Source organism: Paenibacillus sp. NN59, from assembly GCF_057597225.1.
The window spans coordinates 2,834,897-2,849,176 of the sequence record NZ_CP199678.1 but is presented as its reverse complement, the minus strand read 5'-3'; the positions used below and the strand labels follow the sequence as shown (position 1 = coordinate 2,849,176).

The window sequence follows — 14,280 nt, the reverse complement described above, 5'->3', positions numbered from 1 at the left end:
TCTATGGCCTTTCAAATTGTACTCAATCTTATCATTGCCTTTGTCTGGATGTTTTTGAATAATGCCTGGAATGGCGTTGGTTTTCTCATTGGATATATGCTTGGATTGCTCCTCATCGGAGGCATGCGACGTTTCTTCCCGCAGCGCTTCTACATCGTTCGAGTGTGGGCTATCTTCAAATTGATCGGATTGCTGTTCAAAGAACTCGTTCGAGCAAGCATTGAGGTCATTCGAGAGATTATCAAACCACGGCTAGACATTCGACCAGGCATTTTCACCTATCGCACACAGTTATCTTCGGATTGGGAAGTGACACTGCTGTGTCTGCTGATCTCATTGACGCCAGGTTCACTGCCGCTGGAAATTTCGGGGAATCAGCGTAAGCTTTTCATCCATGCACTGGATATCAAAGATGAAGAGAAACTGCGAAACGATATTCAGAATACGTTTGAAAAAGCAATCATGGAGGTGACACGTTAATGTTATCCTCACTACTGTTTATCTCACTGCTCATTCTATCTCTAGCGATTCTGGCCTGTTTGTATCGTGTTCTTCGCGGCCCGTCCATGGCTGACCGAATTACAGCTCTTGATACGATCGGTATCAATGTCATTGCCATCGTAGCTGTACTCTCCATGATGCTGAAGACACAGGCTTATCTGGACATCATTTTGCTGATCGGCATTCTGGCTTTTCTAAGCACAGTCGCATTTGCACGTTATATTGAACGAGGGGCGGTGTTTAAAAATGAAGGAGATCGTTAGTAGCACTGCTGAAACGGGAATTGGGCTACTGGTGTTACTTGGGGCCCTCCTTAGTGCACTTAGTGCCTTCGGACTCCTTCGTCTGCCTGATGTATATTTGAGAGCCCACGCTGCCACCAAAAGCATGACACTAGGCGTGTTTTGTGTGCTGAGCGGTGCATTTTTCTTCTTTTGGTATTTTGACAACTATATCAGTGCTCGCTTGCTACTCGGTATTTTGTTTGTTTTCATCACTGCACCTGTTGCGGGGCACCTGAACGGCCGTGCGGCCTACCGCACCGATGTACCTCTCTGGGAGCAAAGTGTACAAGACGAACTTGAACCGTTGTTAAAAGGGAAAAAGATGAACCACGAAGCAAAGGATATGATGGAGTAGCTTATATAAATTTAATGAATAGTTTACACGGAACACTCCGATGACAGAATAACCTTCCGATCGCTGTTATCCCCGGATTTTTTGGATTCCCTTTTCCAAAGGGAAAAATCCGGTGATAAAGGCGAACGCTTAGCGCTTCTTCAGGTTTTTTCTGTCCTCTCCGTTAAAGTGTAAAAAATAATTCAACTTATATAGTGGCGAAAATTAATACAAACAAATCCCCGAAGGATGCATCGCTCTTAAGCGGCTTTCCTTCGGGGATTTCTTATACAATCTGATATGGTGCGCATACTTCGATACAGAGTGAGTGTATTTATAAAGTCACTATTTTATCAGAAACCGTTTAAGCCTTGGCGTTTCAGATCTGCAGCCACGATTCGAGCAAGCTGTGATGCCCCTTGCCGATTCGGATGCAAGCTATCGCCATTCATGTACAGAGCAAGCGTAGCTGCCGGCCCAATGGAAGTGAAGTATGCCGAGCTGAGCTTGTTCAGATCCACGAGTGTTACTCCCTCTTCCTGTGCCAGTGCACGCGTAGACGCGTTATACCAACGGTTCTCGGCTTGATGCACATTGGCCGAATTAAAGTCTGTTGCCCGCCCTTGAGGTGTCGAGAGAATAACGGTTGCGCCTTTGTTTTTCGCCTGACGAACCATATCGCGCATAATTTCTTTGAACTGGGCCTCAGTTGTATTGTTCTTGGCGTTTGTATCATTAATTCCGAGCTGTAGAATAAAATAGTCACCCGGTTTGATATACTTCAGAATCGCTTCCATCTGACCATCATCACGGAACCCTCTGGCAATCTGCCCGCTTGTGGCCATGTTACGAACCTGGAAAGTTGTATTGTTTACATAGGTAGGAAGCAACTGCCCCCAGCCCCCCTGTACGCTGCTACCAAGCGGATAATAGTTGCACACCGTTGAATCTCCACCAATATAGATCGTGCGATTCGTGACAGGCTGGTTGGAAAGTTTCCGAATTTCAAGGGCACTTAACGTAAAAGCAGTACCCGCCTTCCCTTCCGTTACCAGCAGATTCAACTGTCCGTCTGTCACTGGAATCTGGAATTGATCGGTTGCACCGTTGCCCGTCATATTCATGATCTGATAGACCCCTTCGGCTGCCACACTAGCTCTGGCGGTGTTACCCAGAGTCACTTTGACCTCATACAGACCATTCGGCAGGTCAACATTGAACGTATTATCACTTTTCGTACCAAATTTCAGAAATTGAACGGCATCACTTGCAACACCACTACCGGATGCGGAAACATTTTTCATATTAGCCGGAGTGTTGAAACCATACCCCCTTGCAGCTGTATAGGCCGTTGAGGCAGACACTCCAGTATATCCGTTCGCCACTGCTCCTGCGCCAAAATCGAATTTGTAATGATCCGATGCAGCCTCGGCCACCTCTGCTCTGTCACTCCCAAACCCAACCGCGATCAGACTCGTAGCAAGTACAGTACATAACATGATTCGTAAAGAAGTTGTCCATTTCATCATATAACGCTCCTCTCGAATTCGAATGATACGGTTTTGTACCCATCACATTCCAGATCATGATGAAAAATTACGGTTACCACTACGGTTACAATACCTGTTCAAGCCAATCATAAGCTTTTGCACCGCTTATCTCATGTCCACCGTCGAAATAATCGGCATCCAGTACTTGTCCTGCACCAGCATGCTCATAAATCATTTTCAACCGTTCGTGAGCCTCTCGTGCCGAATGTAGCGGAAATACAAGATCTTCACTTCCGATCTCCAGAAATAGAGGCCGCGGAGCAATCAGACCGATGATATCCGGCAGCTCTGCTTCCTGTAGAATCCCCGGAATGTAGTTGTCGAGGCAATGATTGCGATCCAGAATGCTGCCATGAAACGTACTTGCGTAACCACTGACCACGACCACTTTGCATCGTTCGTCCAATGCTGCTGTAAAGGCTGTAACCAGCCCCCCACCGGAGATGCCCATGCTTCCGATCCGCTCTGAATCAACTTCAGGTCGAGTGGATAAATAATCCAACACACGTGTTGTTTCATAGACCCGATGTCCTGCGAGCGTTTTACCCACCATAAGCAGATGTGCGGCGATCTTCGTACAGGAACTTGCGCCTGGCGGCGCCTCTCGATCCTCATCCAGTCTTCTGTCTCCAAACCCAAGCAGTTCTGGAGCAGCCACAACGTACCCACGCTTCACAAGCGCAACGGCAAAATCTTTGTGTAATCCAGGCTCCCCTGCCCGTGGCGAACCATCCGGCTCCATTCCGCAAATCTCCCGGCTCCCATAGCCGTGTCCATGACAAGCAACAATAGCAGGCCTCTTCATATCGGTAGCGCTTACATTATTGGGGGTTAAAAGATAAATGGGCATCCGTAATCCCTCATACGTTGTGATCTCAATCCGCTCCCGGATGTAGCCATCACAAAAAGTTCGTTCAATCACTACGGGCTTTAAATCGGCAACCACCTCCGGTAATCCACCAAGTCGCTCCTGCACTCTCTCTCGCAATGTACTACGCCATGCTGTAAAATCCAAATCCTCGTGATAAACGGAGCGCCCTTGAAGATTGGTTTGTTCGTACAGGTATTTATCAATATCCTGCATTTGCTTATGTCCCTCCTGTTTGTAGGTGCTGTTCAATGGATAACTTGTTATTTCTTTGTTTTTTCCATTATAGAACTAAAAGTAAAAATAAGGAATCTCTTATGAACAAAAAATGAATTCCCACTCTTGATCAGATGAGAATTCATTTTAAAATTCAGACAGTATCAGTCCATTATACAACTTTTTCAACCTTAAATAATTTCATTAGAAATTGGGATAGAATCACTGCAATAATACAAATCATTCCACTGTAAGCCGCATAGCGAAAATCCAGAAAGCTGAAATCCATCCGAAGATAGTTAACCGCTGGAAATGCTGCGACAATGCCCACTAGAATTAATATTCTGAAAATCTTCAGTACGGTTTCACTTCCATTGGTAGCCCATACTATGGCATTGGCAATATACAAAAATGCAGCAATACACAAAATAATAGTCAGAGAAGAAGTAATCATACTAGCCGACCATACAGATCTAAATCCTAATAAAGTAAATATAACCCAGATGAGCGCACCATTAATAATAGCCATAGCTACAACACGAATTAGGGCAAATAACCAGACAGCAAGCATGATTTTACCAGGCTTTGAAACTACTGCAAGCAGAAAACTCAAGTTCTTTTCGGCCTTTTCTTTCGTGAAGAACTGGAGAACGTGAGGAATGCCAACATACAGAGCAAACACCAATGCAGATGACAGGAAACCTACAGCAATCAATGAATTTGTAAACATGGCACGATGTTCGCTTGTCTCATTTAACTTGTGCAGCAGCGGGACAAGACCATCTATGGTTAATCCCAGACTTGCTTCCAGTTCCCCCAGTTGACCGATCGTAAACACAAAGAAAATACCAAACATCAATACCTGCATGGTCATTGACCTTTTCCAATTAAGGATTTGTACATCTTTTCTTAATAACGGCAGCAAGTTTAGCCTCTCCTTTAATCAGACAGATTACTTATCACTTTAATTTTGTACAGCCGCTTGTTTAGTTGTTCTGTAAAAGTCCTCCAAAGAACTTTTCTCCTTATAAAATTCCTGAATTTCAACGTTGTGCTTCAATAGAATTTGTAACGGTTGTTTAATAACCTCTGATTCAACTGTAAATGTCACTGAGTGCTCATCATGATTCACGACTGTAATTCCCTCAATATCCTGAAGAATGCTTGCTACCTGGTGAGGACTATTGCAAGTTACGATGTACCGCTCCGTAATCCCGGTTATTTCCTCAAGCGCCTGATTTGCCACAATTCGGCCTTGATGAATCATAACAACCTGATCAGCGATTTTCTCTAAATCAAACAAATCATGGGAACTGATAAGGATCGAGGTCCCCTGCCTAGAACAGACTTCACTGAGTTTATCTCTTAGAAAAATTTTGGAATCCGGATCAAGTCCGTTGAAGGGCTCATCCAGAATCAACAGTTCAGGTTCGTGCACTAATTCACGTATTATCATAAGCTTTTGCTTCATGCCTTTGGAAAAACGCGAAACTTTTAACGCAGTCTTCAACTCAAAATGTTGTACAAGTCTATTAAAGCGTTCGTTAATCTTATCCTTATCCATTCCTCGGAGACGTGCAAAAAAAAGGACATTCTCCCAGGCAGACATTTCACCGTACAACCCACCCTCGTCAAAAACGATACCAAACCGGTTTCTATTCTTCTGGCTCATGTTATATGCCGGCTCGCCAAACATCGTACAGCCCCCTGCCGTTGGCGGGTATAGTCCCGTAATACAGCGAATCGTTGACGTCTTCCCCGCCCCGTTTTCCCCAATGAACGCGCAGATTTGCCCGGAATACGTAGTAATGTCTATATTATGGAGTACTTGGTTCCCTTGCAGACTCAAATTTAATCCACGTGTTTGAATGACCTGTGATACCATGATTTTCCCCCTCTAATTATGAAAACGAAGGTTTTAGTTTGATGTATAGCTGCTCTCCACCATCTCTCTGGATGACTCTCCTAAATTTATTTTTCTGCCTAAATAGAAAAAATCCGGATCATGGGAGATGATAACTAGAATTTTATAAAAGGATTCGTTCTCGATCATTCGAAGTACACTGTTCTTCATGACTGCATCCATGTTAGCTGTAGGTTCGTCCAGAATCACCACTTCTTTGTTCGCCAGCACTGTTCTCAAAAAAGCAATCATCTGTCTTTGCCCACCCGATAGATTAGCTCCTCCATGGGCAATTTCCGTACCCAGCGCATCTGGAAAATTAGAGATAAAATGTTGAAGCTCGTACTTCTCCAGCAATTCTCTCAAATAATGAAGTTGTTCTTGACGACCATTCGGGAGAATATTGTCCAGTATAGTCCCTTGGAACAAATAGGTCTTTTGTGATATGTAGGAAACTCTTCTGCGCAAATCAGATAACTTGAGACATGATATATTCATGCCGTTGTAAAGGATCGTTCCCTCATTCACAGGGTAAAGACCTAGAAGCAGTTTAACAAAGGTGGTTTTGCCCGAACCATTGGCTCCATTCAGAATAACGATATCGCCCTTATACAGGTTAATATTGATATGCTCCAGCACAGGTCGCTGTTTGTTTCCGGAAACATAAGAATAGGAGACATTGTGAATGTCAACGAAATGAATAGGTTCCACAAGAACCTCGCTTCTATCAAACTCCTCATCCTTATTATCCATATACTCCCTTACTCTATCAATACTAACCATTATGGGATTTATAGTTACTCCGAAAGAAGCCATAGCTTGGACATTTCCCAAAACTTTTGCGAAGTAACCGGTGAAGGATACATAGTCGCCTAAAGTTAGTGTTTTTCCTAAAATCATGATCCCAGAGAACAGTAAAACAATAGCCCCGGACAATGAACTGATAAGTGCAGAACTTTCCATATAACCGTTAATATTTCGGTTTTGTTTCAGAATAGCAGTAATAACATGATCTGTTTTTTTATAAATCCGTGATATGTAACGTTGTTTCGCCCCCTGAACCTTAATTTCCTCTAGTCCATTAAGGGTTTCAAACACAACTCCGGCCATTTCAGCTGAGCTTTCACTCACTTTTCTTGTACTAGCACTCATCCGTCGACTGTACCAAACAGTAATAACAACATATACAGGAATAATTGCCAGAACAATCAGCGCCAGCTTCCAATGAATTCGGAAAAGAAGAACCACAGAGATTAGACCATCCAATACCCCGATGAGAATGGTAATGACAGATGGGGAAAAAAGACTACCCACGCTTCCACTCTCTGAAATCCTGGACATCAAATAACCTTTATCATGTTGGTCAATAAACTCCATAGGCATATCTACCGTATGTCCGATCATTTTCATTCGGAGCTCGTTGGAAGCACGTGTTCCTGCTTTCACAAGATAGTATTTACCGATGAGAGAGAGAACGTATCTTATTAGATGTAAACATATGATGATAATGACCTGTTGATATAAAAAACTCACTGTGCCTTCCGGCGAAGAAAGATTGTCAATAACATTTCCTGTCATGAGGGGGATTGGCATGGCAATTAGAGATACCATGACCAAAGCTCCAAAAGACAGGACCAGAAGCAACCTGCTGCCCTCAAGATACGGCCTAAGGTACATAAGGTTGCTAAACAATTTTTTCATCATTAATTTTTGAACATGCCTATAATCATAAATGTCGCAATATACAGGACAAAAACGATGGCCAGAATCATGCTCATCCTGCTTTTGTTTTTGACCTTTTTATTGAGGAAAACGGTTAGTATACCTATAGCAACAATACTTAAAACCATAATTATATTGTTCATACCAAGCTCTCCTTTAAAGCCTGTTTACAATATACCTTGGAGGATAATGCTCCGCCTGCACTACTCTCAATAGCCCGGCAATCCGAACATGCATATCGAGAACTGCAACTTTGGCAAGAATCTACTTTATCCAGCGTATACGTCCAATACTCTTGATAATCTCGTTTATCAGCAATCTGTTTGAAAGAGTCTTTAAGCACATTGCCAATTTTTTCATTTCTCATCATTGGGCAAACCGTTACATCGCCGTTTCGAAATACAGACAACTTGCCATTTAAACAAGGATGAAAGTCGACGTTATGAAAAAAACTAAGATCGGTAAAACAGCTCTGAGCGCTCTTGTCGCTAAATAAAAGCTCATTATACACCGTGTCATCTCCGAGTTCATGAATAAAGCTGAACTGCATACCCAAAGGATTAAAGAGCTTATAGTAAGCTACCATCTCCTCTCGAAACATATAGTTCATTTTATTCAATACTACATTAAAATAGAAGGAAATTCCTTTTTTTTTCAATTTATTCATATTTTCATAAAAAATTGAGAAGTCGGGGCTGTTTTTTATCATTCGATTGGTCAGATTCTGATTATGGGAGGAAGCATTGATCACCAAGCTGGCACAAGATAACTCTTCCCAATGAACTTGTCCTACATCCCATAAGTTTGTATAAATAAAGATATTACTGTAACCCAATTGCCGTGCCTCAGCTAGAATTATAGAAAGCAGCTCCCACTGCAGCAGCGGCTCTCCGCCAATGATATGCAATGATCGACACCCCAATTTATAGCTCTGCTGTAGTACTTCATGATAGTCATTTTCGCCCATTAGGTTATCTTGACTTAATCCGCTATAACGCTTGCACCCGGTCATCCGATTCACTCGGTCATCTGTATTGCAAAAACTGCACTGTAAATTACACTCATCGTTAATGTTGAGATATAGATTCGATATTCTTACTCTATTCTTGGCAAAATCTCTAATGGATGGCGGAAGACCAAAACGTACCTTTTCAATATAAGCATTGTGAGGATAATAACTTCCCATACCTTTATCTATAAGCTGAGAGAGCAAAATGTAATTTATGTTATCTACTTGTTCGACAGGTACTCCTCTATTCAATTCAAGCAGCATTAGTGCATCTGCTGATGATATCGTTAACATGTTATTTTCGCTCAAATCATATACTGAGGCTTGAAGTTCTCCCTGTACAATGTAACAATGGGAACCCGTTTTGAAAAACATATCAGACACCTCCAATTGGATGTTCCTCTTCTACTAAAAACGATCTTAGCATTTGTCCATTATGAAACGAAAAGAATCATACTTACGATCAATACTGTCTTTGTGTGCTGAAAAATCACGCATCGCGTCTGGATTCTGCTCCAGAGTGCTGTATAAAATAGACAACTGTCTCTCGATATCGGTTCTTCGTGTGGTGCAAATACCTTTTATGTCGAAGTTATCTCCTGAAGCACAGCTTGCATAACAGAGTCCACAAATGGATTGATAGGGGCATTCTTTACATTGCGCTGTAAATTTTTCACTCCACTTTTCCACGATCTCACTAATCGCCTTAATATCCAAACCCTCTTCGCAGTTCCCGATCGGAAACTGATAACTTATCTTCTCACACATATGAAAGGTTCCGTCCACGTCTACGAACATACGGCTTCCCGGGATACAGGCGTTACCGAGGATTGAAGAATAGTTTCTTCCATACGGATTAATGTTACGGTTATGACTGACTTTCAGACTGGAACCAAAAAGTCTTTCTTTGAAGAATAGCTCTGGAACGGGCTCTCCGCTCTTCGGGGTAGTAATCTCCTGAAGATACTCGTCGAGAAGCACAGACATACTCTCATGGACAGCACCACGCTCACCCAATTCAGTGTCCAAAATTTTGGATAGTCGCCCCCCCATTGATTTTAGGAGATGCTTTTCCTGTACAAAAAATTCGTTCATAGCAACCATATCCGTTTCATTTTCATAACAGCTAAGAATCATCATGGGCAGGATCTGCTCCTTCCCCTGCCTCTTGATCTCCGCAAGCAATTTACGGATATTTCCATATACGACATCAAATGTTCCGCGTTCATTGGCAAAAACTCTATTTTTATCATGCATTTCCTTCGAACCGTCCAAACTCACAGAGATCATTACATTATGTGTGACTAAAAATTCAATAATATGATCTGTCAGTAAAGTTCCGTTTGTTGTCATAGAGAACATGGTCTTGAAACCAGTCTGCTTCACATATGCGACAACTTCTTGTATGAGGTCAAATCGGAGGAGAGGCTCACCACCGTAAAATGAAATAACAGGCTGCTTGTCTGGGGCGTACTCCTTCCATTCGTTAATGTAATCTATATACTTTTGCACGCTTTTCAACGCAGTTTCTTTCTCCATTCGTTTAAACGTATGTGTCCTCATCTCTTCGTAATTCCCGGAGAAAATACAGTACTTACACCTCAAATTACAATTCTCTGTCAGCCCGAGGATCATCTGCGGATAAGGATAGGTTCTAAGCTCATCTAAAATCATATCTTGGTTTAATTCCACCTCATGAAGCTTGAACAGATCCCATTTCTTCATTAGCTGTCTCAGCGGTAAATCGGCTTGGTCATATATAAGCTCTCTGTTCAGCTTATCGTGACCTTCAATGGTTTGGGCTAGCTCTTCGCTGACCGAAAGAACCATATTAGTTGCCCCGTCAAAAATGTACTTGCTTCCCTGCTTGGTTTCAAATACACCTATATTATTCATGATCCAGCCCACCTTAACTTGGAATAAAAAAGGATGAAAGAGGACATTCCGCACGTTTTGTCCGGAATGTCCCACTCGGCAGCTCAGAACTTAAAGTGCAGAGCTTGTCTTACTCGAAGTAATGGTTGTCGCTGTCGCATTGACAGCGGTTGCACCGATGACATCGGAGATCGGTACCGGACCGTCCACTGCACACCCTGCGGCACAGCCTACTAAACAGCCACCAAAACAAGTTACGCTGCAAAGCCAACCATTTGTACCAATTTGTTGATCCATGTTTACTTCCTCCTCAAATTCGATTGAATTTATTAATTTCTTATTTTAAATATCCCGATTATAATGCTGATTTAGTAGCTCCAGTTGATACCGTTGTTGCTGTTGCATTAACAGCCGTTGCACCAATTACATCAGAGATTGGGACCGGTCCATCCACTGCACATCCTGCTGCACACCCCACTAAACAACCTCCGAAGCAAGTAACACTGCACAACCAACTGTTTGTACCAATTTGTTGATCCATGTTTTTTTCCTCCTTATAAATTGTATTTGGAATAATTAATGCACCCTTCAAAAACCGGCCACAGCCCCCTTTTTTGCATAAAATCAGTTATATTATTGAATAAATATTTAATACAACCAAATATTAGAATATTTTTCGCGTAAGTTATATAATATAAGTCACTCCCACCCTAAATTTGACAAGTTTTTTCAGGAAACCATTTCATCCGAATAAAAATTCAGGTTTAACCTAGCCATTCCCCCTGAAAATAGAGCATTCCAACAAAAAAAAGGATACTCCATACCTGCATTCAGGCCCGGAGTATCCTCACATACGTTTTTCTAGGATTCAAACAAGTTTGTGTGCCTCTCCATCATCTTCTTGTACTTTCACTGCTTGTATGGTTACTGGCCAGGTAGCCACCAGTTCCATCTCCCCATCAGTTTCATCAAGGACGGAACAAGCACAAGACGGATTAGCGTCACATCGATGAATACAGCTGCTGTTATGCCAATCCCTAACTGTCTTACCCCTTCAATCTCGGCAAAAGCAAAAGGAACCGTTACCGCCAGTAAAATACCTGCTGCAGACGTAATTAAACGACCTGTTGAAGCCAAGCCTTGTTGAACCGCTGTGTCACTGTCTCCTGTTTGTCTGTATACTTCCTGAATACGGCTTAACATGAAGACGCCATAGTCCATCGATATACCGAACACAAGGCCAGCAATGAATACCGGAATCATAATGGCGATTGATGATACTTCCATTCCCATATGCCCCTCGTTAAAGACCCATACAAGTATGCCAAAGGATGCGGCCAGACTAAGTAGGTTCATCAGAATCGCTTTTAGTGGTATTAGTAGTGAACGGAATGCGAGTAGCAACACCAGATAATTGCTTACCACGACAAATACAAGTACTTTGGGTAACTGTTGCGCAATTTCATGCATTATTTCATCTTCATAAACTGCTTCGCCGCCATAACGAATCGGAATGCCTTCCGGCCCAGCTGTTACATCCTCTGCTCTTGTCTGTCGCAGCCATTCTTTCATCTCATCTGAACCCGCTTCGCCGTATACACCGACCGTTAAGCGAATAAAAGAATCCGAAATCCCCCCTTGAGAGTGAATACTCACCACTCTTTCATCCTGTTGAAACCTGGTTACTTTGTGTTTGGCCACCCTCCAGTGAGAGTCTGTTAACGGCTCATCCTTTTTCCCGATGATCATATCGACCAGAGTAATATGCTTCTGACCGAAATTTTGCTCGATCTGCTCCGATGCTTGACGGGACTCCATTCTGGCAGGTAAGGAGGAAGCATCGGGAACGGACAAATCCATCCGTGTAAAGGGAAATACACAACATAGCAGCAGCGTAGTACCTGCAAGCCCCATCCATACAGGACGTTTCATGACCATCGCTGACCAGCGGTGCCAGAAGTTTCGTTCAAGCGTGTCATCTTTTATTCGTTCTCCAGAACTGCTGGCTGTGGGCTTTATCTGAGCAAATACTCTGTTTGCACTTATTGAAAGAATGGCTGGCAACAATGTTACATTTAACAATAAGGACAGCACCAGAACAATGGTAGCCCCAAGCGATACACTGAGAAACATAGGTAGCCTGATCCAGAGAAGACCCAGCAAACCCAGGAATACACATGCCGCTGAGAACAGAACCGCTCGACCAGCTGTGCACAATGTCCGTTCCAAAATTTCGCGTTGGTTGATGCTGTTGCGCTCACTATTGAACTTGCCTCTGCTTGCGTAACGATGCTTTAATTCCTCCCTGTATCTGCTCAAAATAATAAGTGCAAAATCAATGCTGAGCGCCATACCCACCATTGGAATAACGTTAATAATAAAATTGGACAGCTCAAGGTATTGACCCAGTAGAGACGTTATGCCCATTGCCATAATCACTGCACTGATCCCCATCATGACAGCAATACATGCCGCATACAGTCCTCTGAATGCAAAGCAAAGAACGATTAATGCAATCGGTATCCCCACGATCTCTGCTCGTTCTAAATCCTGAAAACTTAGTTGATTTACATCCTGTTGCACAACTGTTTTCCCTGTAAGTTGAACAGTTCCAGGCAGATGGACTTGCTTGTCCTCTTCAAGAAGCTCGCGTAATTGAGCTAGTGGATGCTTTATTCGGTGAGGTGCGATGTCCATGTGCACCAGAGCGTAAGCCTGATTATCACGTAACATTCTACCCTGTGTGTTTACATCAAAAGGGGAAATCACTGAGGATATCGCTGGCAAGGTGCGGACTGCGGCTAGCTGTTCTTGAATCCACGTCTTGAAGGATATCTCAGAAGTATTGGGATGTTTATTAAAAAGTAATACGACCGGATCAGGCGGAGAGTCAAATTCCTGGTCCAATATCTGTTCTACGGCTTGGGCTTGTCCCCCAGCCAGTTTCAACCCGTGATCTTGAACCATGTCAGGCAACTTCCATGCCCAGGCGACCGACATCCCGATGATAAACACCCAGCAGATGATAATAAACCACGGATACCGACTAATGAGAGCAGCCAAGCTTCGATATCCCATCCCCAAGCTCCTCTGCATATAAATTGGATTCTAATTATGGTTAGCACCATAAGATATGCTTTGTGTAGTACAAGTCTATTCATGAACAAACATGATTATGTTCCTAATGAAACAAGGACAAATAGCCTCATGTATATGCTACATGGGGCTGTCCGTCCTCACTGTTTTAATTTACATCCAATTATTCAGGCCGAACGACAGTGAATCGATCACCCAGTTTGGCATAATCATTCCCTGCCAGACGGCTGACCGGTTTTAATTGATCCATCAAGATATAACCTTTATCCGCAAGATAGACCTTTTCGCTAAAATGATAATGCACGATACGCACCAGAAGCAGGTCACTTACAGGCACGCCTGCATCATTCGAGATTGGAATATGTTGATACAGCTTGCACTCCATCCGGATCAAGGCTTCCTGAATTCCGGGTACAGCGACCATGGAACTGGGTACCGTTGTCAGATGAGTCCGTTCTAATTCACTTTCATGTGGCTCCAGTAAAGCCGCAGTTTCATTCACGTCTTCAATCATGTCTTCGTCACAAATGTGCACAACCAGTTCATTATGGGCGAGCACATTGCGTGCCGTATCCTTCATTACACCATTTTTACGTCCAACCGAGATGGATAACAGTGGTGGATCAGAGCTCACGATATTGAAAAAGCTAAATGGCGCTGCATTAATGATTCCATCATGATCTGAGAGCGTAGTTACAAAGGCAATCGGACGCGGTACGATTGAACCGCTCATTAATTTATAATTATCTTTAGCCGTGAGTTCTTCCGGATTTAGTGAATACATATGTAAGTCCCCTTTCTTACTTGCATGCATGAGGCTGATCCTCAGCTTTTTTAGCTTCGACTTTCTCCTTCGTTATTATATATGCATACCGTCCATAAAAACAAAAAAATACTTGTATAGACCTAATGGCCATCATGA

15 protein-coding genes are annotated in these 14,280 nt (G+C 42.9%); 3 read left to right on the top strand and 12 right to left on the bottom strand.

Translation table 11 applies throughout. The features are described from left to right. Nucleotides 1-3: 3 nt before the first annotated feature. Genes ACT89M_RS12800 through mnhG form a run of 3 tightly spaced genes read left to right on the top strand, consistent with a single transcriptional unit; the run spans nucleotide 4 to nucleotide 1,140 of the window. Entirely contained in the window at nucleotides 4-480 is a 477-nt protein-coding gene (locus ACT89M_RS12800) for a Na+/H+ antiporter subunit E (RefSeq protein ID WP_090920607.1), read from the top strand. Continuing rightward, entirely contained in the window at nucleotides 480-764 is a 285-nt protein-coding gene (locus tag ACT89M_RS12795; protein ID WP_090920611.1) for a Na(+)/H(+) antiporter subunit F1, read from the top strand. Before ACT89M_RS12800 ends, ACT89M_RS12795 begins: the two co-directional genes overlap by 1 nt. After that, nucleotides 748-1,140 (top strand): monovalent cation/H(+) antiporter subunit G, encoded by a 393-nt coding sequence (gene mnhG / locus ACT89M_RS12790; RefSeq protein WP_090920613.1) that lies wholly within the window; start codon nucleotides 748-750, stop codon nucleotides 1,138-1,140. The genes ACT89M_RS12795 and mnhG overlap by 17 nt, the downstream gene beginning before the upstream one ends. A 332-nt stretch (nucleotides 1,141-1,472) precedes the next feature. Here mnhG and ACT89M_RS12785 read toward each other — a convergent pair whose 3' ends face one another. The 12 genes from ACT89M_RS12785 to ACT89M_RS12730 form a co-directional block, all read right to left on the bottom strand. Continuing rightward, the gene (locus ACT89M_RS12785; RefSeq protein WP_373323185.1) at nucleotides 1,473-2,645 is read right to left on the bottom strand and encodes a rhamnogalacturonan acetylesterase; all 1,173 of its coding nucleotides are present in this window, start codon (nucleotides 2,643-2,645) and stop codon (nucleotides 1,473-1,475) included. A gap of 88 nt (nucleotides 2,646-2,733) precedes the next feature. Beyond that, nucleotides 2,734-3,753 carry an alpha/beta hydrolase family protein gene (locus ACT89M_RS12780; RefSeq protein ID WP_308721905.1) on the bottom strand — a complete coding sequence of 340 codons (1,020 nt, stop codon included), beginning with the start codon at nucleotides 3,751-3,753 and terminating at the stop codon, nucleotides 2,734-2,736. A 172-nt stretch (nucleotides 3,754-3,925) separates the two neighbouring features. Next, on the bottom strand, nucleotides 3,926-4,678 hold the full coding sequence (locus ACT89M_RS12775; protein WP_154958779.1) for a hypothetical protein: 753 nt from the start codon (nucleotides 4,676-4,678) through the stop codon (nucleotides 3,926-3,928). Nucleotides 4,679-4,717: 39 nt separating this feature from the next. Further along, the gene (locus ACT89M_RS12770) at nucleotides 4,718-5,638 is read right to left on the bottom strand and encodes an ABC transporter ATP-binding protein (RefSeq protein WP_308721906.1); all 921 of its coding nucleotides are present in this window, start codon (nucleotides 5,636-5,638) and stop codon (nucleotides 4,718-4,720) included. Between the two features lie 33 nt (nucleotides 5,639-5,671). Further along, a complete protein-coding gene (locus ACT89M_RS12765; protein WP_336122545.1) occupies nucleotides 5,672-7,360 on the bottom strand; it encodes an ABC transporter ATP-binding protein in 1,689 nt (562 codons plus the stop codon). Continuing rightward, entirely contained in the window at nucleotides 7,360-7,521 is a 162-nt protein-coding gene (locus ACT89M_RS12760; RefSeq protein ID WP_186811692.1) for a hypothetical protein, read from the bottom strand. Before ACT89M_RS12760 ends, ACT89M_RS12765 begins: the two co-directional genes overlap by 1 nt. Beyond that, nucleotides 7,518-8,762: a radical SAM protein gene (locus ACT89M_RS12755; protein ID WP_487345266.1), complete on the bottom strand. Its 1,245-nt coding sequence runs from the start codon at nucleotides 8,760-8,762 to the stop codon at nucleotides 7,518-7,520. Before ACT89M_RS12755 ends, ACT89M_RS12760 begins: the two co-directional genes overlap by 4 nt. Nucleotides 8,763-8,807: 45 nt before the next feature. Next, nucleotides 8,808-10,283: a radical SAM protein gene (locus ACT89M_RS12750; RefSeq protein WP_154958783.1), complete on the bottom strand. Its 1,476-nt coding sequence runs from the start codon at nucleotides 10,281-10,283 to the stop codon at nucleotides 8,808-8,810. A 90-nt stretch (nucleotides 10,284-10,373) separates the two neighbouring features. Beyond that, complete coding sequence (locus ACT89M_RS12745; protein ID WP_154958784.1) at nucleotides 10,374-10,559, bottom strand: hypothetical protein; 186 nt, start codon at nucleotides 10,557-10,559, stop codon at nucleotides 10,374-10,376. Nucleotides 10,560-10,617: 58 nt separating this feature from the next. Then, nucleotides 10,618-10,803: a hypothetical protein gene (locus ACT89M_RS12740; RefSeq protein ID WP_123063757.1), complete on the bottom strand. Its 186-nt coding sequence runs from the start codon at nucleotides 10,801-10,803 to the stop codon at nucleotides 10,618-10,620. A 383-nt stretch (nucleotides 10,804-11,186) separates the two neighbouring features. Then, nucleotides 11,187-13,340, bottom strand: a complete 2,154-nt coding sequence (locus tag ACT89M_RS12735; RefSeq protein ID WP_487345265.1) for an MMPL family transporter — start codon at nucleotides 13,338-13,340, stop codon at nucleotides 11,187-11,189. Nucleotides 13,341-13,521: 181 nt separating this feature from the next. Continuing rightward, entirely contained in the window at nucleotides 13,522-14,142 is a 621-nt protein-coding gene (locus ACT89M_RS12730) for a flavin reductase family protein (RefSeq protein ID WP_487345264.1), read from the bottom strand. Nucleotides 14,143-14,280 lie beyond the last annotated feature (138 nt).

What these genes read in the sequence shown, in the direction of transcription:
- ACT89M_RS12735 (WP_487345265.1), bottom strand. Translation starts at nt 13,340, where the DNA reads ATGGGATATCGAAGCTTGGCTGCTCTCATTAGTCGGTATCCGTGGTTT.
- ACT89M_RS12745 (WP_154958784.1), bottom strand. Translation starts at nt 10,559, where the DNA reads ATGGATCAACAAATTGGTACAAATGGTTGGCTTTGCAGCGTAACTTGT.
- ACT89M_RS12770 (WP_308721906.1), bottom strand. Translation starts at nt 5,638, where the DNA reads ATGGTATCACAGGTCATTCAAACACGTGGATTAAATTTGAGTCTGCAA.
- ACT89M_RS12795 (WP_090920611.1), top strand. Translation starts at nt 480, where the DNA reads ATGTTATCCTCACTACTGTTTATCTCACTGCTCATTCTATCTCTAGCG.
- mnhG (WP_090920613.1), top strand. Translation starts at nt 748, where the DNA reads ATGAAGGAGATCGTTAGTAGCACTGCTGAAACGGGAATTGGGCTACTG.
- ACT89M_RS12765 (WP_336122545.1), bottom strand. Translation starts at nt 7,360, where the DNA reads ATGATGAAAAAATTGTTTAGCAACCTTATGTACCTTAGGCCGTATCTT.
- ACT89M_RS12730 (WP_487345264.1), bottom strand. Translation starts at nt 14,142, where the DNA reads ATGTATTCACTAAATCCGGAAGAACTCACGGCTAAAGATAATTATAAA.
- ACT89M_RS12785 (WP_373323185.1), bottom strand. Translation starts at nt 2,645, where the DNA reads ATGAAATGGACAACTTCTTTACGAATCATGTTATGTACTGTACTTGCT.
- ACT89M_RS12800 (WP_090920607.1), top strand. Translation starts at nt 4, where the DNA reads ATGGCCTTTCAAATTGTACTCAATCTTATCATTGCCTTTGTCTGGATG.
- ACT89M_RS12780 (WP_308721905.1), bottom strand. Translation starts at nt 3,753, where the DNA reads ATGCAGGATATTGATAAATACCTGTACGAACAAACCAATCTTCAAGGG.
- ACT89M_RS12755 (WP_487345266.1), bottom strand. Translation starts at nt 8,762, where the DNA reads ATGTTTTTCAAAACGGGTTCCCATTGTTACATTGTACAGGGAGAACTT.
- ACT89M_RS12760 (WP_186811692.1), bottom strand. Translation starts at nt 7,521, where the DNA reads ATGAACAATATAATTATGGTTTTAAGTATTGTTGCTATAGGTATACTA.
- ACT89M_RS12750 (WP_154958783.1), bottom strand. Translation starts at nt 10,283, where the DNA reads ATGAATAATATAGGTGTATTTGAAACCAAGCAGGGAAGCAAGTACATT.
- ACT89M_RS12740 (WP_123063757.1), bottom strand. Translation starts at nt 10,803, where the DNA reads ATGGATCAACAAATTGGTACAAACAGTTGGTTGTGCAGTGTTACTTGC.